The 21364-nt window shown below is 43.4% G+C and carries 21 protein-coding genes and 1 other annotated feature; all 21 genes read right to left on the reverse strand.

Going from position 1 to position 21364, the window contains the following annotated elements:
* Window positions 1-7: 7 nt before the first annotated feature.
* Window positions 8-712: an orotidine-5'-phosphate decarboxylase gene (gene pyrF / locus OIT90_RS11955; RefSeq protein ID WP_144494969.1), complete on the reverse strand. Its 705-nt coding sequence runs from the start codon at window positions 710-712 to the stop codon at window positions 8-10.
* Window positions 684-1616, reverse strand: a complete 933-nt coding sequence (locus OIT90_RS11960; protein ID WP_058837733.1) for a dihydroorotate dehydrogenase — start codon at window positions 1614-1616, stop codon at window positions 684-686. Before OIT90_RS11960 ends, pyrF begins: the two co-directional genes overlap by 29 nt.
* Window positions 1610-2386: a dihydroorotate dehydrogenase electron transfer subunit gene (locus tag OIT90_RS11965; protein ID WP_058837734.1), complete on the reverse strand. Its 777-nt coding sequence runs from the start codon at window positions 2384-2386 to the stop codon at window positions 1610-1612. Before OIT90_RS11965 ends, OIT90_RS11960 begins: the two co-directional genes overlap by 7 nt.
* The gene (carB, locus tag OIT90_RS11970) at window positions 2383-5598 is read right to left on the reverse strand and encodes a carbamoyl-phosphate synthase (glutamine-hydrolyzing) large subunit (RefSeq protein WP_461199557.1); all 3216 of its coding nucleotides are present in this window, start codon (window positions 5596-5598) and stop codon (window positions 2383-2385) included. The genes OIT90_RS11965 and carB overlap by 4 nt, the downstream gene beginning before the upstream one ends.
* Window positions 5583-6677, reverse strand: coding sequence for a carbamoyl phosphate synthase small subunit (locus OIT90_RS11975; RefSeq protein ID WP_058837736.1), 1095 nt, complete (start codon window positions 6675-6677; stop codon window positions 5583-5585). Before OIT90_RS11975 ends, carB begins: the two co-directional genes overlap by 16 nt.
* Window positions 6674-7960, reverse strand: a complete 1287-nt coding sequence (locus OIT90_RS11980) for a dihydroorotase (protein WP_024424231.1) — start codon at window positions 7958-7960, stop codon at window positions 6674-6676. The genes OIT90_RS11975 and OIT90_RS11980 overlap by 4 nt, the downstream gene beginning before the upstream one ends.
* Entirely contained in the window at window positions 7944-8867 is a 924-nt protein-coding gene (locus tag OIT90_RS11985) for an aspartate carbamoyltransferase catalytic subunit (protein ID WP_024424232.1), read from the reverse strand. The genes OIT90_RS11980 and OIT90_RS11985 overlap by 17 nt, the downstream gene beginning before the upstream one ends.
* 130 nt (window positions 8868-8997) lie before the next feature.
* Window positions 8998-10326 carry a solute carrier family 23 protein gene (locus tag OIT90_RS11990; protein WP_039178389.1) on the reverse strand — a complete coding sequence of 443 codons (1329 nt, stop codon included), beginning with the start codon at window positions 10324-10326 and terminating at the stop codon, window positions 8998-9000.
* 155 nt (window positions 10327-10481) lie between these two features.
* Window positions 10482-11024, reverse strand: a complete 543-nt coding sequence (gene pyrR / locus OIT90_RS11995) for a bifunctional pyr operon transcriptional regulator/uracil phosphoribosyltransferase PyrR (RefSeq protein ID WP_024424234.1) — start codon at window positions 11022-11024, stop codon at window positions 10482-10484.
* A 170-nt stretch (window positions 11025-11194) separates the two neighbouring features.
* Window positions 11195-12109 carry an RluA family pseudouridine synthase gene (locus OIT90_RS12000; protein ID WP_058837737.1) on the reverse strand — a complete coding sequence of 305 codons (915 nt, stop codon included), beginning with the start codon at window positions 12107-12109 and terminating at the stop codon, window positions 11195-11197.
* Entirely contained in the window at window positions 12106-12573 is a 468-nt protein-coding gene (lspA, locus tag OIT90_RS12005; protein ID WP_024424236.1) for a signal peptidase II, read from the reverse strand. The genes OIT90_RS12000 and lspA overlap by 4 nt, the downstream gene beginning before the upstream one ends.
* Window positions 12574-12667: 94 nt before the next feature.
* On the reverse strand, window positions 12668-13042 hold the full coding sequence (locus OIT90_RS12010) for a TraR/DksA family transcriptional regulator (protein WP_039178384.1): 375 nt from the start codon (window positions 13040-13042) through the stop codon (window positions 12668-12670).
* Between the two features lie 160 nt (window positions 13043-13202).
* Window positions 13203-15968, reverse strand: coding sequence for an isoleucine--tRNA ligase (gene ileS / locus OIT90_RS12015; protein WP_058837738.1), 2766 nt, complete (start codon window positions 15966-15968; stop codon window positions 13203-13205).
* A 59-nt stretch (window positions 15969-16027) separates the two neighbouring features.
* Window positions 16028-16265: a binding site (T-box leader), on the reverse strand.
* Between the two features lie 59 nt (window positions 16266-16324).
* Window positions 16325-16819: a DivIVA domain-containing protein gene (locus tag OIT90_RS12020; protein WP_008344947.1), complete on the reverse strand. Its 495-nt coding sequence runs from the start codon at window positions 16817-16819 to the stop codon at window positions 16325-16327.
* 26 nt (window positions 16820-16845) lie between these two features.
* Entirely contained in the window at window positions 16846-17622 is a 777-nt protein-coding gene (locus OIT90_RS12025) for a YlmH family RNA-binding protein (RefSeq protein ID WP_039178378.1), read from the reverse strand.
* A 53-nt stretch (window positions 17623-17675) separates the two neighbouring features.
* The gene (locus OIT90_RS12030; protein ID WP_041084921.1) at window positions 17676-17957 is read right to left on the reverse strand and encodes a YggT family protein; all 282 of its coding nucleotides are present in this window, start codon (window positions 17955-17957) and stop codon (window positions 17676-17678) included.
* Window positions 17958-17963: 6 nt separating this feature from the next.
* Complete coding sequence (sepF, locus tag OIT90_RS12035) at window positions 17964-18422, reverse strand: cell division protein SepF (RefSeq protein WP_003212271.1); 459 nt, start codon at window positions 18420-18422, stop codon at window positions 17964-17966.
* 1 nt (window position 18423) lies between these two features.
* Window positions 18424-19113, reverse strand: a complete 690-nt coding sequence (locus OIT90_RS12040) for a YggS family pyridoxal phosphate-dependent enzyme (protein WP_039183105.1) — start codon at window positions 19111-19113, stop codon at window positions 18424-18426.
* A 6-nt stretch (window positions 19114-19119) separates the two neighbouring features.
* Window positions 19120-19983 carry a peptidoglycan editing factor PgeF gene (gene pgeF, locus OIT90_RS12045; protein ID WP_126681782.1) on the reverse strand — a complete coding sequence of 288 codons (864 nt, stop codon included), beginning with the start codon at window positions 19981-19983 and terminating at the stop codon, window positions 19120-19122.
* Between the two features lie 211 nt (window positions 19984-20194).
* On the reverse strand, window positions 20195-20431 hold the full coding sequence (locus OIT90_RS12050; RefSeq protein WP_008344958.1) for a YlmC/YmxH family sporulation protein: 237 nt from the start codon (window positions 20429-20431) through the stop codon (window positions 20195-20197).
* Window positions 20432-20510: 79 nt separating this feature from the next.
* On the reverse strand, window positions 20511-21287 hold the full coding sequence (locus tag OIT90_RS12055) for an ABC transporter ATP-binding protein (RefSeq protein ID WP_126681781.1): 777 nt from the start codon (window positions 21285-21287) through the stop codon (window positions 20511-20513).
* Window positions 21288-21364: the final 77 nt, after the last annotated feature.

Below are 21364 nucleotides of genomic sequence, written 5' to 3' on the forward strand. Positions count from 1 at the left end.
CTGGCAGTCACTCCCACTCTTTCAAAATTTGATGATAGGCTTCTATTGGTTTATCAGCTTTTGTGATTGATCTTCCAACAACGATTTGTGAAACACCTTGCTCTTTTGCATAGGCCGGTGTCGCCACGCGCTGTTGGTCATCGGTTTGATCATTCGGTAAGCGAATTCCTGGCGTTACAGTGAGAAAGGATGGTGAAATATGTTCATGAAGTGCTTTAGATTCATGAACAGAGCAAACAACCCCGTCCAGCCCACTTTCATATGCTAATTGTCCGTACCGGATAACAGTCTCTTGCAGCGGACGGTCAATGAGTAATTCATTTCTCATCATGTCTTCTGACGTACTAGTCAGCTGGGTCACTGCAATGATGCCCGGGCGATTTTGCCCAGCAGGGGTTCCGCTTTCAAGTCCCTCTAACGCAGCCTGCATCATTCGTTTCCCGCCAGCAGCATGCACATTGACCAAATCAACACCAAGTGCAGCAAGCCGGTTCATCGCTTTTTGCACCGTTGTTGGAATATCATGAAGCTTCAGATCAAGGAAAATACGGCAATTTTTTTCTTTTAGTGCGTCAATGATGGCAGGACCTTCTTGGTAAAACAGCTCCATGCCTACCTTCACAAATAATGGTGTCCCTTCAAAAGGGTCTAAAAAGGCAAGCGCGTCCTTGCCTGATGGAAAATCAAGCGCGATGATGGGCAAGTGCTTCATGTTTCCAGCTCCTTCCGATACATTCCTCTACAGATGAATAACCATATGCTGCTAACACTTTTGGCAGCTCTTCAATAATTTCCGGGCAAATAAATGGATTCACAAAATTGGCTGTGCCGACAGCTACTGCACTTGCACCTGCTAGTAAAAATTCAAGTACATCTTCAGCACTTTGCACCCCGCCCATCCCGATAATCGGAATAGAAACCGCTTGACTCACCTCGTGTACCATGCGCACAGCGACCGGTTTGACAGCTGGTCCTGATAATCCGCCTGTTTTATTGGCAAGGATAGGTTTCCCTGTTTTTAAATCTAAACGCATACCGATTAATGTGTTAATCATGGTGAGTCCATCTGCTCCAGCAGCTTCAATCGCTTGAGCAATCTCCACAATATTGGCTACGTTAGGTGACAGCTTGACATAGACAGGTACAGAAGAGACTTCCTTGACCGCTTTTGTCAATGTCGCCGCCATATTTGGATCTGTACCAAAGGCAATCCCGCCTGTTTTCACATTTGGGCAAGAAATATTCAGTTCAAGGGCATGAACATTTTTTGCTTGGCTGATTTGCTTGGCTACTTCCACATAATCATCAACCTGTGAGCCAGCAACATTCGCAATAATAGGTGTATCAAATTGTTCAAGCCAAGGCAGCTCATTTTCAAACACGCCTTTTAGACCCGGATTTTGAAGGCCGATTGCATTAAGCATACCAGCTCCTGTCTCGGCTACCCTTGGCGTGGGATTGCCAAATCTCGGTTCAAGGGTTGTGGCTTTGATCATGATACCGCCTAGCAATGATAGGTCATATAAGGATGCAAATTCTCTCCCGAACCCGAAGCAGCCTGATGCAGGGATGATTGGATTTTTTAAAGATAATCCCGGTAACTCAACGTTTAGCATGACAACGCCACCTCCTCTGCTTTAAAAACAGGTCCATCAAGACAGACTTTGACGTAAGGTTTGTCGAGCTGATCGGTATGACAGACACATGCAAAGCACGCACCAATTCCGCAGCCCATTCGTTCTTCCATCGAAATATAAACGGGCTTATCAGGATACGTGTCTTTCAGCGCTTTTAGCATAGGTGTTGGACCGCAGGAAAGCAGCACATCAAAGCTCAGGTTTTGCTCTTTTATCACACCTGTTACAAAGCCTTTAGTACCGTATGTGCCATCAACCGTTGCAATAAACGTATCACCGAGTGCTTGAAATTTCTCCTCGTAAAATACATCCTTTTTCGATTGAAAGCCGAGGACATGCTTCACGATGACGCCTTTTTTCGTTAAACGCTTGGACAGTTCATATAGAGGCGGTACGCCAATTCCGCCGCCGACTAGTAATGCCGTCTCTCCGGGCTGGACGACTGAAGGATCATACCCGTTTCCAAGCGGCCCTAATACATCGACTGATTCTCCCTCCCGCTTTTGGGAGAGGAGCTTTGTGCCCTCTCCCTCTGCGCGGTAAATGATGGTTGCTTCTTTTTGCTCGGCATGAATGTTGGCAATACTGATCGGTCTTCTCAGCAGCGGTGTCATGGATTCACTGACCTTTAGATGAAGAAATTGTCCAGCCGTTTGAAAGGAGTCCACAAGGTCACCTTTTAATGTCATTTCGTAAATATGATCAGCGATCTCTCGGTTCGAGACGACCGTCAAGTATGCTTTTTTCATATCGTTACTGTCACCTCAGCATTCGTTTTCACTTCTGGCATTTCATCTGCTCTAAATGTCATGCTCTCAAGCACTCTTAAAATGGCTTCTGCTGTATCTAAGGACGTTAAGCAGGCCACTCCGTTTTCAACAGATTCACGTCTAATTCTAAAGCCGTCTCTTGCCGGCTGTTTTCCTTTTGTTAAGGTGTTGATGACAAATTGCGCTTCCCCGTTTCGAATGACATCGAGAAGATTTTTGCCTTCCTCTCCGATTTTGCCGACGACACTTGATGGAATGTAGGCTTGTTTTAAATAATTCGCCGTTCCTTCTGTCGCTAAAATATGATAGCCGATTGAATGGAATCTTCTTGCGATCTCAAGTCCTTCTTCTTTATCCTTATCAGCCACTGTCAGAAGTACTGTTCCGTCATTAGGAATTTGAATACCTGAGGCAATCAATCCTTTATATAGGGCTTTTTCGATCGTGACATCTTTCCCCATGACTTCACCTGTTGATTTCATTTCAGGTCCGAGTGTAATATCGACTCTTCTTAATTTAGCAAAAGAGAAGACTGGGACTTTAACGTACACTCCTTCTTGCTCTGTGTGAAGCCCTTCTTCGTAGCCATAATTTTTGAGCTTGTCTCCTAAGATGACTTTTGTCGCAAGGTTGGCCATCGGGATGCCTGTGATTTTACTTAAGAAAGGAACCGTCCGGCTTGATCGCGGGTTCACTTCAAGTACATACACTTCACCTTTTGATAGGACAAACTGGATGTTCAAAAGTCCAATAATGTTGAGTCCTTTTGCAAGCTTGATCGTGTATTCTGCGATCTTCGCTTTGATGTCCTCAGACAATGTTTGCGGCGGATAGACCGCAATCGAGTCACCAGAGTGAACTCCGGCTCTTTCAATGTGTTCCATAATACCTGGGATCACGACAGTTTCGCCATCAGACACGGCATCTACTTCAATTTCTTTTCCTGTCAAATACTTGTCAATTAACACTGGATGCTGCGGATTGACCTTCACCGCATTCTCCATGTAGTGAAGAAGCTCAGCTTCTTGATACACAATTTCCATCGCGCGGCCGCCTAATACATAGGAAGGACGGACAAGGACTGGGTAGCCAATTTGATTGGCAATCGCTACTGCTTCAGGCACAGACGTTGCTGTTTTCCCTTTAGGCTGGGGCACGCCGAGTGTTTCTAACGTTTGTTCAAACTTGTCCCGGTTTTCTGCGCGGTCTAGGTCTTCTAGAGAAGTTCCAAGAATTTTAACCCCTCTATTTGATAATTCATCTGCTAAGTTGATCGCTGTTTGCCCGCCGAACTGAACGACAACTCCTTCAGGCTGTTCAAGGTCGATGATATGCATCACGTCTTCTACAGTGAGTGGTTCAAAGTAGAGCTTATCTGAAATACTAAAGTCTGTTGAGACCGTTTCAGGGTTGTTGTTAATAATGATCGCTTCATAGCCTGCTTGTTTAATTGCCCACACAGAGTGAACGGTCGCATAATCAAATTCAACCCCTTGTCCAATTCGGATAGGACCTGAACCTAATACGATAACGCTTTTCTTGTCTGTACGTTCTGATTCATTTTCATCTTCATACGTGCTGTAGAAATAAGGTGTCTCTGATTCAAATTCTGCCGCACATGTATCTACCATTTTGTATACAGGTACAATGCCTGCTTCTTGTCTTAGCTTGTAGACATCCGATTCGTTCATATTCCACTCGCGGCTAATGTAGATATCTGAGAAGCCTTTTTCTTTCGCTTCTTTTAATACGTCTGTATTGCCTTTGTTTTCTTTTAATGTCTTCTCAAAGGCGATGATGCCTTCCAGTTTATGAAGGAAGAAGTAATCAATTTTTGAGAATTCGTGTATTTGTTCGACTGTATAGCCTCTTCTAAGCGCCTCAGCGATATAAAATAATCGTTCGTCTCCCGCTTTAATAATCCGTTTTTCAAGCACTTCATTTGTGATGTCTGCTTCATCTTTTAATTCAATGTGATGCACATCGGCTTCAAGTGAACGTACAGCCTTTAGAAGAGACTCTTCTAATGTGCGGCCGATCGCCATGACTTCACCAGTTGCCTTCATTTGCGTACCAAGACGTCTGTTGGCAGATTCAAATTTATCGAACGGCCAGCGCGGTATTTTTGAAACGATATAGTCAAGTGCAGGCTCGAAGGCTGCATAGGTTTTACCTGTGACTGGGTTCATCATTTCATCAAGCGTTAAGCCGACTGCAATTTTCGCTGCCAATTTGGCAATTGGATAGCCTGTCGCTTTTGACGCAAGTGCAGAGGAACGGCTCACACGCGGGTTTACTTCGATGATATAGTATTGAAAACTGTTTGGATCAAGTGCCAGCTGAACGTTACAGCCGCCTTCTATGCCAAGTGCGCGGATCAGCTTAAGCGACACATTGCGAAGCAGCTGATATTCACGATCACTTAACGTTTGGCTTGGCGCTACAACAATACTGTCACCTGTATGGATACCGACAGGGTCAAAGTTTTCCATGTTACAAACAACGATTGCATGGTCACCGCTGTCTCGCATGACTTCATATTCAATTTCTTTAAAGCCTGCAATGCTTTTTTCAAGTAAGCATTGTGTAACTGGGCTTAGCTTCAGGCCGTTTTCAACGATTTCCTTCAGTTCTTGCTCGTTTGTACAAATTCCGCCGCCCGTTCCACCTAATGTATAGGCTGGTCTGACGATGACAGGGAAACCGATTTGATCCGTAAACGCCATTGCTTCTTCCAGGTTATGAATGATTTCACTTTCTGGTACAGGCTCATTTAGTTCATTCATCAAATTACGGAATAAATCTCTATCCTCTGCTTTTTGGATGGCTGACAGCTTTGTACCGAGTACTTCAACGCCGCATTCAGCTAATACACCAAGGTCTGACAATTCAACAGCAAGGTTTAATCCAGTTTGCCCGCCAAGTGTTGGCAAGATCGCATCAGGGCGTTCTTTTCGAATGATTCGTGTTAAAAATTCTGGTGTCAGTGGTTCGATGTATACCTTGTCGGCCATTTCTGTATCTGTCATGATGGTAGCAGGGTTAGAGTTCACAAGAACGACTTCATAGCCCTCTTCTTTTAGTGCTAAGCAAGCCTGTGTGCCTGCATAGTCAAACTCCGCTGCCTGACCGATGATGATAGGACCTGATCCGATTACTAAAATCTTTTTGATGTCTACGCGTTTTGGCATACTTCTTCCCCTTCTTTCTCAGTCGTATGAATCATTTCCATGAACTGGTCAAATAAGTAGTTTGCATCTTCTGGACCCGGTGATGCTTCTGGGTGGTACTGAACAGTGAATGCTGGTGCTTCTTTATGTTTTAATCCTTCAATCGTATTGTCGTTTAAGGCAATATGTGTGACTTCGAGCACGTCTTCGTTAATCTTGCTAACCGTGTAGCCATGGTTTTGAGACGTGAGTGTCACCTTGCCAGTTGCTAGTTCTTTTACTGGATGGTTCGACCCTCTGTGACCAAATTTCATTTTTTCTGTGCTTGCACCGCACGCTAGAGCAAATAACTGATGTCCGAGGCAAATGCCAAAGAGCGGCACCTTTCCAATCAATTGTTGAATCATCTCAACGGCTTCTGGTACATCCACAGGATCTCCAGGTCCGTTTGAAAGCATTATGCCATCAGGCTTTAGCTGCAGCACTTCATCTGCAGTGATGTTGTATGGCACCACAATAACGTCGCAATCACGTTTATTGAGCTCGCGCAAAATGCCGTGCTTCATGCCGAAATCGACAAGAACAATTCTTTTCCCTCTGCCTGGGCTTGGGTACGCATTTTTCACAGATACTTGACTCACCTGATCAGTTGGCAGCTGCAATGTTTGAAGGCGGCGGACAACGTCTTCCACTTGTTCTTCAGGTCCTGCAAACGCCCCTCTTAAAGTCCCTGCACTTCGAATCATTCTAGTCAGCTTCCGTGTATCGATTCCGCTCAGCCCCGGAATGTTTTTCATTTTTAAATATTCATCGAGTGAGTATGAAGAGCGCCAGTTTGAGGGCTTTTCACAAAGCTCTTTCACAATCAGCCCTTTCACAAACGGTGTGATCGATTCAAAATCATCACGGTTAATGCCGTAGTTGCCGATAAGCGGGTAAGTGAGTGTGACAATTTGTCCGCAGTATGATGGATCAGATAAAATTTCTTGATAGCCCGTCATCCCTGTATTAAAGACGACTTCTCCGACTGATGGTTCTAAGCTGCCAAAGCCTGTTCCTTCGAATACTGTTCCGTTTTCTAGCACTAAGCGTCTCTTCATTTTACTAGTCTCCCCTCTTCATAAACGACTTTCCCAGATGCAAGTGTCATGACCGGCCATCCTGATACAGTCAATTTGTCAAACGGTGTATTTTGTCCTTTTGATAAGAAGCTTGTTTTATCGATTGCCATTTCTTTGTTTAAATCAATGAGTGTAATATCAGCTATGTGTCCTTCTTCAAGCTTTCCGTATGGAAGGGAAAAGGCTTCTGCTGGTTTGATTGTCATATAATCAACGAGTTCTTTTAATGTCCATTCGCCTGTTTTGACAAATCGTGTATACAGAAGCGGGAACGCTGTTTCAAGTCCCACAATTCCAAACGGGGCACGCTGCATGGTTTCGTTCTTTTCTTCTTCTGTATGCGGCGCATGGTCTGTGGCGATGAAATCAATCGTTCCATCTAACAGTCCCTCGATCAATGCCTCGCGATCCTCTTTCCCTCTGAGCGGCGGGTTCATTTTATAGTTTGTATCAAGACCTGGAATGTCCGTATCACACAACAGCAGGTGATGCGGTGACACCTCAGCCGTCACACGGATGCCTGCTTTTTTTGCATCGCGTACGACCCGTACAGATTCTTTCGTACTGATATGACATACATGATAATGACAGTTCGCTGCTTCTGCTAAAAGAACATCTCTTGCAATATGCACCGATTCACAAATGGACGGTATACCGTTTAACCCATTTGCTTTTGAAAATTCTCCTTCATGAACGCACCCGCCGTAAATGAGCGAGTTATCTTCACAGTGCGCCACAATCGCTTGATCAAGACTTGCTGCCTGTTTCATCGCTTCGTACATCATGCCTGCTGTTTGGATGCCAACACCGTCATCTGTAAAAGCAAAGGCGCCTGCTTCTTTTAGTGCTGCAAAATCCGTCATCTCTTCCCCAATTTGTCTCGTTGTGATGGAGGCGTATGGCAGCACTCTCACAGATGAGGTCTCTTCGATTCGATTCATGAGCCATTCCATTTGCTCTTTTGTATCTGGAACTGGTCTTGTATTTGGCATCGCTGCAATCGTCGTATATCCACCTCTTGCGGCTGCTTTAGAGCCTGTTTCAATCGTTTCCTTTTTCTCTCCGCCTGGCTCTCTTAAATGCACATGCAGATCGATCAAGCCTGGTGATACAAATAGCCCTGCTGCATCAATAACCTCTTCTCCGTCTTCTCTTTCTAGGTGACCAATCGCTTGAATCACTTTTCCTTTTACCCTAATATCCTGCTGCACTCTTTCACCTGTGCTTGTTAAGATAAAACCGTTTTTAATGAGATATGACATAGACAGAATCTCTCCCTTTTTGATGTAGTGTGCTATTTTGAAAAGCTCTTTTTAATACGGCCATTCGGATATAAACACCATTTTCCATTTGCTTGAAAATCCTTGACTGCTTGGACTCTACTAATGAATCATCTATTTCAACACCTCTGTTTACTGGTGCTGGATGCATAATAATCGCGCGTTCTTTCATTTTGTTTGCTCTATCTACTGTTAATCCATAAGTTGATAAGTAATCTTCACTGCCCATTTTTTCAGCGTGCCGTTCATGCTGGATTCTGAGCAGCATCACTACATCAGATTGTGCGATGGCTTCATCTACTTGGACGTACGTTCCATGAGGGTTTTGTTCATCCTGGAAGGAAGCAGGTCCTGAAAAGAGGACTGTCGCTCCCAGCCTTGAGAGAACCTCAGCATTTGACCTTGCTACCCTGCTATGTTTGATGTCTCCATGAATCGAAATCGTTAAGCCTTCAAAGCCGCCAAACTCTTCAAAGATGGTCATGAGGTCAAGCAGTGATTGGGTTGGATGCTGCCCGCAGCCATCCCCAGCATTGATGATGGGAATCCCCACCTTCCCGATCAGCTCGTTATAATATTCATCGGTGCTGTCTCTGATCACACATGCCTTTACTCCGATCGATTCCAGTGTTTTTACCGTATCGTAAAGTGTTTCGCCCTTTTGAACGGAGGTGCTTGCTGCATCTAAGCTCAGGACATTCATCCCTAATTTCTTCTCTGCTACTTCGAAGCTAAAACGTGTTCTTGTGCTTGGTTCAAAGAAGAGGTTTGCCACAAATTCTCCGGCTAATCCATGTTCTTGTTTCCCCTTTTTGAGTGCAGCTGCTTCTTCAATCAGCTGTAAAATCTCTTCTTTAGACAAGCTGCTCATTGTCGATAAATCATTCATTTTTTCTTCCCCCTCTAGTTTTTCATCACTTTCAGGTTCAAAAAAACCCTAAGCCTCGGCAGCTTAGGGTTCTCCAAAAGAAGCAGCGGCACTTTCGTGCATTCTGCTCCATTTAGAACCCTTGTCAGCCTCACTGGACTTCTTTTAAAAGGTTTTCTGTATTTGATTCATTTGACTCGTCATCTTCCGCTTTTTGATGCGGCAGGATCAGGTTTAACAGGACACCCGTAATCGCAGCAAGTGCCATTCCAGATAGCGTGAGATTGATTTGTTTCACCTCAATAAATGCCCCGCCAATTCCGATGACTAGGATGACTGATGCGATAATGAGATTACGCTTTTCTTCAAAATTCACTTTATGATCAATCAGGATTCTCAGGCCGCTTGAGGCAATGATTCCAAAGAGCAGGAACGAAACGCCTCCCATCACCGCGGACGGCACTGTACTGATTAATGCTGAAATTTTCCCTACAAAACCGAAGCAGATCGCAAACACGGCTGCTCCGCCGATGACGAAGATACTGAACACTCTTGTGATGGCAAGTACGCCAATGTTCTCTCCATAAGTTGTTGTTGGTGGTCCACCAATAAGTGAAGCGAAGATGGTCGCCGCACTGTCTCCTAAAATGGAGCGGTGAAGACCAGGTTTTTTAATAAAATCTTGTCCTACGACCTTACTTAACACCACCTGGTGGCCAATATGCTCAGACATTGTGACAAAGGCAACCGGCACCATCACTGTGAGAATGCTTAAAGTCACAGCAGGTGTATAGTCGACAAATGGCACGACGAAGTCTGGGACAGCAAACCATTTTGCGTCAATGACCGGCTGGAAGTTCACAATGCCTTGTGTTAAGGCAAAGAGATAGCCGCTGATAATGCCGATTAAAACTGGGATTAAGCTAAGGAATCCTCTTAGGAAAATCATACTGATAATCGTGACAGCCAGTGTGAAGCCAGCGACCATTAAGTGCTTGAGGCTGTAAACAAGCTCGGTTGCATTCGGATCAACATACATCGCCATGTTGACTGCTGTTCCAGCGAGTCCAAGTCCAATGACCATAATGACTGGTCCTACGACGACCGGCGGCAGAAGCTTCATCAGCCAGCCTGTGCCGAGCCATTTAATGAACAGGGCAATGAGCGCATAAGCGACACCCGCCATGAAGGCGCCAACCATTGCGGCTCCGGGGCCGCCCGTTGCTTTCACATTCAGTATGGGGGCGATGAAGGCAAAGGACGATCCAAGATACGCCGGAATTTGTCCTCTTGTGATGATTAAGTAAACAATCGTTCCCACACCGCTTGAGATGAGCGCGACGGCTGGACTCATATCAATGATTTTTGGTACAAGAATGGTTGCACCAAACATCGCAAACAAATGCTGCAGGCTAAGTGATAGCCATGTGAATGGTTTTGGGATATCTCGAATGCCTAAATTGGCTTTTTGCTGACTCATGATTTTCCTCCTAGATGTGTCCTTTTTCATTAAAAAAGCCTCTTTGCGAGTATGCGCAAAGAGGCCTAGAAAAACCAGACACGTCATGTTAGCCGTGTGCTCGGTGTCTCTGTTATTGCCCTCTTTGCAAACTCTCTGGAATGCATTTAAAAAGGTTATTTTTCGTATATAGCGACAAGGTCGTTTTGATCTACTTCATTCAGTTGAACCATAACGGTCTCTGCTTTTGATGTCGGAATGTTTTTCCCGATATAATCCGCTCGAATTGGCAGCTCCCGGTGTCCCCGGTCGACGAGCACAGCCAGCTGAATGGAAGATGGTCTTCCTACATCCACAAGGGCATCCATAGCTGCTCTGACGGTTCTGCCTGTAAACAGAACATCGTCAACGACAATGAGTGTTTTGTCATTAATGTCAGCTGGAATGTCTGCACCCTTTACAAGCGGGTCTTGGTTGTCTGTCTTTTTTGTCAGGTCATCACGGTATAGCGTAATATCAAGTTCACCCACAGTGACTGGATTTCCTTCAATTTGCTCGATGCGCTCTGCAAGGCGCTTTGCAAGATGTATGCCTCTTGTCTTGATCCCAGCAAGGATGACATCCTTCATCCCTTTGTTGCGCTCAATCATTTCATGTGCAATTCGGGTAAGCGCTCGTCTGATCGCTTGTTCATCAAGAATGACTGCTTTTTGTTCCATCTTTTACACCTCTTTTTGACAAATAAAAAGCCCCTTCTGCAAAGAGCAGAGAGGGGCGTTCATTTGTGCATACTCGTGCACAAATTGATCCGTTATCCTTCTCAGCCTCTCTGGACTGTTTTAAAGAATCTCAATTTCTTCGTTTATTATTTCAGAAAAAGAACGGCCTGTCAATCGTTATTTCTTAATGAATCGATAAAGCCCCGCATATCAGCTGGAATTGGTGCTGTGAACTCGATATATTCTCCTGTTCTAGGATGATCAAATCCTAAAACACCTGCATGCAGAAGCTGTCCATTAAAATCTACTGTTTTTCTCGGTCCATATTTCGGATCTCCTGCAAGAGGGTAACCGATATATTTCATATGAACACGAATTTGGTGTGTTCTTCCTGTTTCAAGACGGCACTCGACAACTGTGAAGTCTTTAAAGCGTTCAATCACATCAAAGTGAGTGACAGCCTGTTTTGCATTTTCTTTTGTGACCGTCATGCTTTGGCGGTCTTTTTTGTCTCTGCCAATTGGTGCATCAATTGTGCCTGTATCATGCTGGATAATACCGTGGACAACAGCCGTATACTTTCTTGTGACAGTTTTAGCCACCAGCTGATTGACGAGTGACTCATGTGCGATATCGTTTTTTGCAACCATTAACAGCCCAGACGTATCTTTATCGATTCGGTGGACAATTCCAGGACGCATCACACCGTTAATCCCTGATAAATCCGTACAATGTGCCATCAGACCATTTACAAGTGTACCTGACACATGACCTGGAGCTGGATGAACGACCATTCCTCGAGGCTTATTTACGACTAACACATCTGCATCCTCATAATAAATATCAAGATCCATTGGTTCTGCTTCTACATCTAGCGCTTCTGGATCTGGAATCTCCACTTTGATTTGATCCCCAGCTTGTACTTTGTAATTGGCCTTTACTTGTTTCCCGTTTACTTCGATCAGCCCATCTTTTACCCATTGCTGGACTTGGGTTCTTGACCATTCTGGTTCTGTTGTGCTTAGAAATTTATCTAGCCGTTCACTCGTTTGTTCTTCTGAAACGGCAATTTTTACTTGATTCATGTAGTTGACTCCTTATTTTTCTTTCCATCTAACAGCATTTGAATGAAGAGCAGAATAACCCCTACACAGAGAGAAGAATCTGCAATATTAAAGATTGGGTAGTGATAATCCCCAAATACGAAATGAGCAAAATCAACCACTTCCTGACGGAAAATACGGTCGATAAAGTTTCCGATCGCTCCGCCAAGCATTAAGGCCAGCGCTACTCCAAGCAGCTTGTCCTTTTGTCCATGTTTTTGTAAGTAATAAACAATTCCCGCAATAACAACGAGTGTGATCACATAGAAAAACCACATTTGCCCTTGGAGAATTCCCCATGCGGCTCCTGAATTTCGGTGAGACGTGATATAAAAGAATCCATCAATTACTGGAACAGAATCACCGAGCATCATATTTTTGACAATGAGCCATTTTGTTAATTGGTCTAAACAAATGATAACGAATGCGATTATGTAATAGAACACACACGTTCCTCCATCTTCATACTTTGATCTTTAAGCATTTTATCAAGAAAACAGGAAGGAGTAAAGAAACTTTAGTTGACAGACAAAAACCTCCCTACATGTGGAAGGCTTCAAAATGAGAATCATTTGATTCGGAAGGATAAGGAGTGAATGCTTTTTTCTCGTATTGCTTATGATATAAAAAGTCGTCAGCCGTGCGGGCGGTAGGAAGAATGCTCATTTGTTCAAGCGGAATCATATTACCTGTCGCCTCACATATGCCATAGGTCCCTTGTTCGATCTTTGCAATAGCGAGAGACACATCTTGCAGCTCTTCTTTGATGTGATAAAGAAGTGTGGTCGTTTTAACGTCATTCAACGAGACATGCTCAGCGGGTGAACGAAATGATGCGTATTCAAACAGTTTAGATTGCAGCTCTTCTTTGATTTGAAGGAGTTCCGTGTAAATCGTCTCTAGATCGCCATTCATGTCGCTATTTCAACTCCTGCCCTGTCGTGATAATCATATTGTTGCCCTGCCTGGTTACTTTAAAGCCATAAGATTTTTCCTTTCGTTCTAAACGCTGTCATTTTCTCAAAAAAGAAAACGCCCCGCATATGACGGGGCGCCAGCTTGTGATATCGCACTGTTAATTTTGGTAATATTTCTCCACGATTTCAGCATTTTTCAGCGACAATGTTGGGTATTTCGGATTTGCACCAACATCTTTTGAAATAATGCGGGAACGTTCGCACAGTTCTCCTTCTGCTTTTTGAACCACAATTCTTCCTGATGTATATTCAGGCGCCGATGTATCTGCATGCTGCTTATCCTCGACCGTTAATTCAGAGATGATAAAGAGCTGCTTCACATCTTCTTTAATGGATGCAAGAAGGTTTTTCACTTCGTCTGTCGCATAAAGCGTCACACTTGCTTCAAGTGAACGACCGATGACTTTCTCATTACGCGCAATCTCCAGCGCTTTTAGCACATCGTCACGTACCTCCATAAAGCGGTCAAACTTCGCTTCTGTCGCTTCAGCTTGAGGAACTGCCACACCTTCTGGCATATCTGTTAACTGAACACTTGGCTCTTCAACAAAGCTTAAGTGGCTCCATAATTCATCTGCTGTATGCGGAAGAATTGGTGCAGTCAGCTTCACTAATGCCATTAATGTTTCGTAGAAGACAGTCTGCATGCTGCGGCGGTCTGGATGATCTGCATGCTCAATGTAGACGACATCCTTTGCAAAATCGAGATAGAAAGAGCTGAGCTCAATTGTACAGAAATTGTGAATCGCATGATAGACGACCGCAAATTCGTAATCATCATAAGCTTTTTTCACTTTATCAATCAATTTGTTTAATTTGATCAAGATGTATTGATCCACTTCGCGAAGCTCTTCTACCGGCACGGCATTTACTGCTGGATCAAAGTCAAATAGGTTTCCATGCAGGAAGCGGAAGGTGTTACGGATTTTACGATAGACTTCTGCTACTTGTTTCAAAATATCATCAGACACTGGATGATCGGCTTGATAGTTGACAGAAGATACCCAAAGTCTAAGAATTTCTGCACCGAGCTGCTTCGCAACCTTCGTTGGGTCAATCGTGTTGCCTAATGATTTACTCATCTTACGTCCTTCTTTATCAAGCGTAAAGCCGTGGCTTAGGACACCTTTATACGGTGCTTTTCCAGTGACAGCAACAGCTGTTGATAAAGAGGAGTTAAACCAGCCGCGATATTGGTCAGAGCCTTCAAGGTAAAGATCTGCCGGACGGACTAGGTCATCTCTTTCTTCTAAAACGGCTTGGTGAGAAGAACCGGAATCAAACCATACATCCATGATGTCCTGCTCTTTAGTGAATTCACCATTCGGGCTGCCTGGATGTGTAAAGCCTTCTGGCAATAGCTCATTCGCTTCTTTTTCAAACCAAATATTCGAGCCATGCTCTCTAAATAATTGAGATACATGCTGGATGGTTTCGTCTGTGATGATCGGCTCACCATTTTCTGCATAAAACACCGGAATTGGAACGCCCCATACACGCTGTCTTGAAATGCACCAGTCACCTCTGTCACGCACCATATTGAACAGGCGTGTTTCACCCCATGCTGGAACCCATTTCGTTTCTTTAATATTGTCTAATAACGCTTCTCTAAAATCTTTAATGGATGCAAACCACTGAGCTGTCGCACGATAAATCGTTGGTTTTTTCGTTCTCCAGTCATGCGGATAGGAGTGCGTGATAAAGTCGAGCTTCTTCAGCGCGCCTTTTGCTTCAAGCTGTTCTGTGATGGCTTTATTGGCATCCTCGTAGAATAGTCCTTCAAAACCAGGTGCCTCATCTGTCATCACACCTTTTTCATCTACTGGACAGAGCACATCAAGACCGTATTTCGTACCGACAATAAAGTCATCTTCCCCGTGGCCTGGTGCAGTGTGAACACAGCCTGTTCCCGCATCCGTTGTCACGTGATCACCAAGCATCACAAGAGAATCTCTACCATAGATTGGATGCTCTGCAACGATGTTGTCTAATTCTTTTCCTTTTAGCGTTTTCACGACTTCATACTCTTCAAAGCCGAGTGTTTTTGCCACTTGTTCAACCAGTTCAGATGCTACGACATATCGCTCAGCACCCACTTGAAGAACACTGTACTCTAAGTTTGGATGAACACAAATGCCAAGGTTTGCCGGAAGCGTCCAAGGTGTTGTTGTCCAGATAATGAATTGTTCGCCGTTTTCAAGAACGCCTTTGCCATCTTTTACTTTAAACGAAACGTAAATCGATGGTGAACGTTTGTCTTTATATTCAATTTCCGCTTCAGCAAGAGCTGATTCACTTGAAGGAGACCAGTTAACTGGCTTTAATCCTTTATAGATATAGCCTCTCTTCGCCATTTCACCAAAGACAAGAATTTGCTGCGCTTCATATTCAGGCTTTAATGTGACATATGGATTGTCCCAGTCTGCTCTGACGCCTAAGCGTTTAAACTGGCTGCGCTGACCTTCAATTTGCTTCCAAGCATACTCCTCGCATAGTTTGCGGAATTCTGCTGTAGACATTTCTTTGCGTTTTACTTTTTTATTTTTAGTAAGAGCTGTTTCAATTGGCAGCCCGTGTGTATCCCAGCCTGGTACGTACGGAGCATGGTACCCGTTCATTGATTTAAAACGGACGATAAAATCTTTTAGGATTTTATTGAGTGCATGCCCCATATGAATGTCACCATTCGCATATGGAGGCCCATCATGCAAAATAAACGTTGGGCGTCCTTTTGTCCGCTCTAAAACCATTTGATAGATGTCTTTCTCTGCCCACTCCTCTTGGATTTCAGGCTCTTTGTTTGGCAAGTTCCCTCTCATTGGGAATTCTGTTTTCGGCATTAATAAGGTGTCTTTGTAGTTCATACCCATTCCTCCACATGCAAATTCTGATTAAAAAACAATAAAAAAAGCCCTCTCATCCCATAAGGGACGAGAAGGCTTGTCTCGCGGTACCACCCTTTTAGACAAGCGCTATTTAAGCAGCCGCTTATCCACTCTAAAATCGTAACGTGATCAGACGCCTTTTCTTACTGTTTTTTTCAGAAAAGGAACTATAGGGGTGATCTCATTGCAGCGTCTCGTAATGTCAGGCTTCCACCATCCCTGATTCGCTTAATTACGCATGTAACAGCTGCGAGTGTCCCTTTCAAACGTTTATCTCTTGTTAATTTATGATGGTATTATATGCAACATGAGCACGTCATGTCAAGATGATGCGCTTATTCTTTTTCGTCAAAGACAGCGTCCACTTCATATTCCAGTAAATGATCCCAATCGTCATTTTTCAGAAGATCAAGCTGAGCTTCGATGAGCATTTGGAAACGAGTTCTAAAGACCTTCGATTGTTTCTTCAGTTCTTCGATTTCCATTGCAATCTTTCTTGATTTTGACAGCGCTTCGTTGATAATACGGTCTGCATTTTTCTCTGCTTCACGAATAATCAATTTTGCTTCTTTATCAGAATGACGCTTAACGTCTTCTGCTGCTTCCTGCGCCACAAGAATCGATTTGTTTAATGTTTCTTCAATTGTTGCAAAATGACCTAGTCTTTCGTCAAGCTCGTTTACTTTGTCTTCAAGCTCGTTCTTTTTACGGAGTACGATCTCGTAGTCTTTACGTACTTGGCTTAAAAACTCGTTTACTTCGTCTTCGTCATAGCCGCGAAAGCTTTTTGTGAACGTTTTATTATGAATATCATTAGGTGTTAATGGCAACCTCGCCACCTCCAGATTCGAGTTCGTTATGTCATAAGCTCAAATGTTACTTTGAATTTATCTTTTTTGGTCTTCCCATCAATCGTTTTGAGGCTAAAGCGGCCAAATCCCCTTACAGAGAGCTGATCGCCTTCACCGATTGTAAAGGAAGGGTCCTCAGTGACTTTCCAATTGACTTTGACAAGTCCATTTTTGACTAAAAGCTGTGCTTTTTGCCGAGACTGACGGCTGACAGCAGCACATACAGCATCAAGCCGAAGTGAAGAAATGGTATCTTCTTTGATATCAGTCTTCGTCATCACTGGCTTTATTTCTGCCTGCGTGATTTCCTCTAATGAAACGGATGCTCTGCCGACATGTGTCAGCTGCGCCCGCACAAAATCAGCGACATCACTTGTACAAATAAACTGCACATCTTCCTCTGAAAATAATAGATCTCCGAATTTTTGACGCTTCAAGCCTGTCCCAATCAATGAGCCGAGAAGCTTCGGGTGTTCTAAGGAAATAAACTTTTTCGCATAGTTCACCTGAAAATATGACAGCTCAACATCTTCAATAGAAGGTTCTAAATAATCAGGATAAATGAGAGCTCTTTTGCGCTCCGCTCCCTCATACCCGCCAAAAAACATGATCCCAAGTTCTTCAGCATGCTGGATGACGGACTCGGTAATAAATTGCTCACGCGGATCAAGGAAGTCTGTTAATTTCATTCGATATTGGTCGAGTGCGATTTTTTTCCAGCCTAACACTTGGTCGACAAATGGCTGTTCGTCTTTTCTAAAATGCTGATAGATATCGCTCATTTTGTTCCCCTCTTATGTAAAAGAGCCTGGCAGTGCCAAGCCCGGCAGCCTGTTTACATGATTCCTGCAATCATTTGATAAAGACCTCTCAATCCATATTCTGAAGCAAAGCGAATCACAAGCAATGCCACAATCGGCGAGATGTCAATCATACCGATTGGCGGAATAATTTTACGAAATGGTTCTAAATACGGTTCGCAAATATTTGTCAGAAAACGGCCAAACACAGTTTCTCTTGCAGATGGCACCCATGACATAAAGATGTAAATAATAATCGCGAATGAGTAAATCGTTAATACCGTTCCTAAAATATTAAAAATGAAATTTAGAATCACTATGATTTACCACCTCTGAGGTTCTTCCTCTGTCAATAGCTCTGATATTGTGCCAGATACATCTACATTATCAGGTGTGCAGAGGAATATATTCGAGCCAATACGCTGGATGTCTCCACCAATTGCATAAACGGTTCCGCTTAAGAAGTCAATGATTCGCTTTGCTTGATCATGCTGTATGCGCTGCAAATTCACGACGACTGCACGTCTGTTTTTAATATGGTCTGCAATCTCCTGCGCTTCTGCATAAACACGCGGCTCACTTAACACCACTTTAGAGGATTTCTGCACGCTTTGCAAGCTGACAACATTTTGTTTTCCTGTCTGCGGGCGCTCTTGAAATGCTGCTTTGTCCTTCGTTCCTTTTTCTTCTTGAACGGGTTCTCTTTCTTCATCAATATATTCGTACTCATACTCTTCATCGTCGAGAGTGAAAAAGCTTTTAAACTTATTTTTTATGCTCATGTCACGCACCTCCTGTTTCATTTCCAACAAGTGAAGAGCCAATCCGAACGAATGTCGCACCTTCTTCAATTGCGATTTCAAAATCATTTGACATGCCCATCGATAAATGCTGACAAGGTGCATTTACTTGGTTAAGATGTTTTACTTCTTCTTGAAGGTTTTTTAATGCTTTAAAACAGTTGCGAATCACAGTGTGATCCTCTGTAAATGGAGCCATCGTCATCAGTCCTGCAATTTCAATCTGTTTGAAATCAGCGAGCTGTTTCACAAATGGAATGACGTCTTCACTTTTCAAGCCGTGTTTTGACTCCTCAAGTGATGTGTTCACTTGTACAAAACAGCGAACTGTGTGATCCGCTCTTTTTTCAATTTCATTCGCAAGAGACATTCTGTCGAGCGAATGTAAGTAGTCAATTGTCTGAATGACTGATTTCACTTTTCGTGTTTGTAAACTGCCGATAAAGTGCCAGTTAATGTTTTCATCGGTTATGGCCGCCTGCTTTTCAAGTAACCCTTGGTCTCGATTTTCACCAAAGTGCACAATCCCTGCTTCCTTGGCTTCTAGTGCTCGTTCAATCGAGACATATTTTGTCACAGCGACGACTGATACATCTGCTGGTTGTCTACCGGCTCTTTTACATGCTTCGTTTATTTGTTCATTTATTTGTCTGAGATTCTCTCGTACATTCAATTGCACTTATGCCTCCTTAAACCCGACAAAAGACATCATACGTCCTGTTTTCCCTTGATCACGCCGGTGTGAGAAGAAAAGCTGATCATTGCAGCTTGTGCACATCGAACTGACATGTATGTTTTCTTCTTTTATTCCTGCATGAAGCAATACGTTTTTGTTTAGTGTTTTCAAATCAATTTTATATTGTCCTTGTGAAATCTCGGAATACACATCCTCTGTTGAAAAAGGAAGCTGTTTCACTTGATCCATGACGACGTCATCGACTATGTAGCAGCATCTGCCAATGGATGGTCCAATGACGACTTGAATCTGATCGACCTTGGCACCTTCTTGGCTGACCCATACATCAACCATCTTTGCACCAATTTGCTTGACGGTTCCTTTCCAGCCGGCATGAGCCGTTCCAATTAATCCGTTTTGCGGAGCTAGAAAATAAAGCGGAACACAATCAGCGAAACAAAGAGCGAGCATCATGTTCGTCTCAGACGTATATAAACCGTCTGTACCTGGCAGTGCCTCATCATAATGAAGACTTCCTCTTCCTCTTTGCTCCTTGGTGACTTTCAGGATGCGATCCTCGTGTGTTTGGTCTGCAAACACCCAATCAGAGAGCGGCACAGCAGCAGCATCTGCTATGACTTGACGATTCATTTGAACACTAGAAGCATCGTCTCCTACATGGAGTCCAGTGTTCAATGATTGATATGGAGTAAGGCTGAAGCCGCCATTTTTTGTTGTAAATCCGGCCAATACCTCTTTACCAGAACATGTCATGTTCGTCCAATCATGAATGGTCATTGCATATGGTGATTTCTGCTGAAAGGGGTCATATTTGTGTGTCAAAGCTGCCTCCCACCTTTCATTCATCTCTCTTTATTTCGCTCCTATTTTACCACAAGACATACATAGACAGTTAGTGGGATTCATTAAATATTACACTCAAATGTGCCCTTTCTGCAGGTTTTTTTTCAAATTGATATGAAAACGTAATCTTTTTACCCGAAAAAGACATTGTTTGCTAAGAATGAAGAGTTTATTTTAAGGAAAAATTGAATGATTCATTGAGGAGTTATACGAATTAAGAAGACAAGCGGACAAGTATCACATCTTCGCCAATTTTTACTATATTTCGCCATGGGACAATCATTTCCTCTTCTTTTCCGAAAAATCCCATCATTTTACCTGTGCCGCCAATAATAATCGCTTGGATTTTGCCGCTTGTGACATTAATATCAATGTCCCCAATGGTACCTAGTTTTTTCCCGCTGGATACATCGACGACATCCTTGATTTGGAATTCAGAAATGCTGATCATCTGTCCTTCCCCGCCTTTCGTTTTCTACTATAATATGTATGATGGAAAAGCAGGGACGCAGACCAATAGTTTCTTTTATCTACAATTTACTTAAATGCGGACGGCCATTTCTCCACATGATATCTACCGGACATTCAAAAAAAGAAGAAAGCAGGCCGCTTGTCATCATCTCTTTTGTTTCTCCTTGATCAAAAACAGATCCATTTTTTAATAATAAGGTATGCTGAAAAACAGGCAGAATCTCCTCTGCATGATGGGTCGTATAGAGCAAAGTAGGCGCATCAGGCTTTGCTGCAATCATTGAGATGGTCTCCAGCACTTGCTCTCTTGCTAGAAAATCAAGACCCGTCACAGGTTCATCTAAAATCAAGAGCTGCGGATCATTCATTAAAGCTCTCGCAATCAAGACTTTTTGCTTCTCTCCCTGTGAGAGTGTTTCATAAGTTCTGTTGGCATATTTGAATGAACCAAATGCTTTTAATAGATCAATGGCTTTCTCTCTCATTTCATCTGTCGGGGTTTCATAAAGCCCGATAGAAGCAAATGCGCCGCTCAGCACAATTTCAAAAGCATTGTCGTCTCTGTGCAATTTCTTTTCAAGTCCTGCTGAGATGAGTCCAATTTTCCTCCTGAGCTTTTCACCAAGAGCCTCCTTGCCAAAGACATGTCCCAGCACTGTCATCTCGCCTGACGTGGGGAAATAATAAGAGCAGAGCATATTTAATAATGCGGTTTTCCCCGCACCATTTAAACCGTAAAGTACCCAGTGTTCCTGCTTGTTCACCTGCCAGTCAATAGACTCAAGCAGCCATTTCCCATTTCGTTTTAATGAAACATTCTTCAATTCAAGTGACACGATAACTTCCTCCTGAGTAAAAATTCTGAATATACAAATAATGAATGTTTACAGCATATCGCAAATGCTCTTTCTGG

The organism is Bacillus sp. ABR (assembly GCF_056172715.1).

Excerpts from the sequence above, each read along its gene's own strand:
- pyrF (WP_144494969.1), bottom strand. The coding sequence starts at position 712 with ATGAAGCACTTGCCCATCATCGCGCTTGATTTTCCATCAGGCAAGGAC.
- OIT90_RS11960 (WP_058837733.1), bottom strand. The coding sequence starts at position 1,616 with ATGCTAAACGTTGAGTTACCGGGATTATCTTTAAAAAATCCAATCATC.
- OIT90_RS11965 (WP_058837734.1), bottom strand. The coding sequence starts at position 2,386 with ATGAAAAAAGCATACTTGACGGTCGTCTCGAACCGAGAGATCGCTGAT.
- carB (WP_461199557.1), bottom strand. The coding sequence starts at position 5,598 with ATGCCAAAACGCGTAGACATCAAAAAGATTTTAGTAATCGGATCAGGT.
- OIT90_RS11975 (WP_058837736.1), bottom strand. The coding sequence starts at position 6,677 with ATGAAGAGACGCTTAGTGCTAGAAAACGGAACAGTATTCGAAGGAACA.
- OIT90_RS11980 (WP_024424231.1), bottom strand. The coding sequence starts at position 7,960 with ATGTCATATCTCATTAAAAACGGTTTTATCTTAACAAGCACAGGTGAA.
- OIT90_RS11985 (WP_024424232.1), bottom strand. The coding sequence starts at position 8,867 with ATGAATGATTTATCGACAATGAGCAGCTTGTCTAAAGAAGAGATTTTA.
- OIT90_RS11990 (WP_039178389.1), bottom strand. The coding sequence starts at position 10,326 with ATGAGTCAGCAAAAAGCCAATTTAGGCATTCGAGATATCCCAAAACCA.
- pyrR (WP_024424234.1), bottom strand. The coding sequence starts at position 11,024 with ATGGAACAAAAAGCAGTCATTCTTGATGAACAAGCGATCAGACGAGCG.
- OIT90_RS12000 (WP_058837737.1), bottom strand. The coding sequence starts at position 12,109 with ATGAATCAAGTAAAAATTGCCGTTTCAGAAGAACAAACGAGTGAACGG.
- OIT90_RS12010 (WP_039178384.1), bottom strand. The coding sequence starts at position 13,042 with ATGAATGGCGATCTAGAGACGATTTACACGGAACTCCTTCAAATCAAA.
- ileS (WP_058837738.1), bottom strand. The coding sequence starts at position 15,968 with ATGAACTACAAAGACACCTTATTAATGCCGAAAACAGAATTCCCAATG.
- OIT90_RS12025 (WP_039178378.1), bottom strand. The coding sequence starts at position 17,622 with ATGAGCGATATCTATCAGCATTTTAGAAAAGACGAACAGCCATTTGTC.
- sepF (WP_003212271.1), bottom strand. The coding sequence starts at position 18,422 with ATGAGCATAAAAAATAAGTTTAAAAGCTTTTTCACTCTCGACGATGAA.
- pgeF (WP_126681782.1), bottom strand. The coding sequence starts at position 19,983 with ATGAATGAAAGGTGGGAGGCAGCTTTGACACACAAATATGACCCCTTT.
- OIT90_RS12050 (WP_008344958.1), bottom strand. The coding sequence starts at position 20,431 with ATGATCAGCATTTCTGAATTCCAAATCAAGGATGTCGTCGATGTATCC.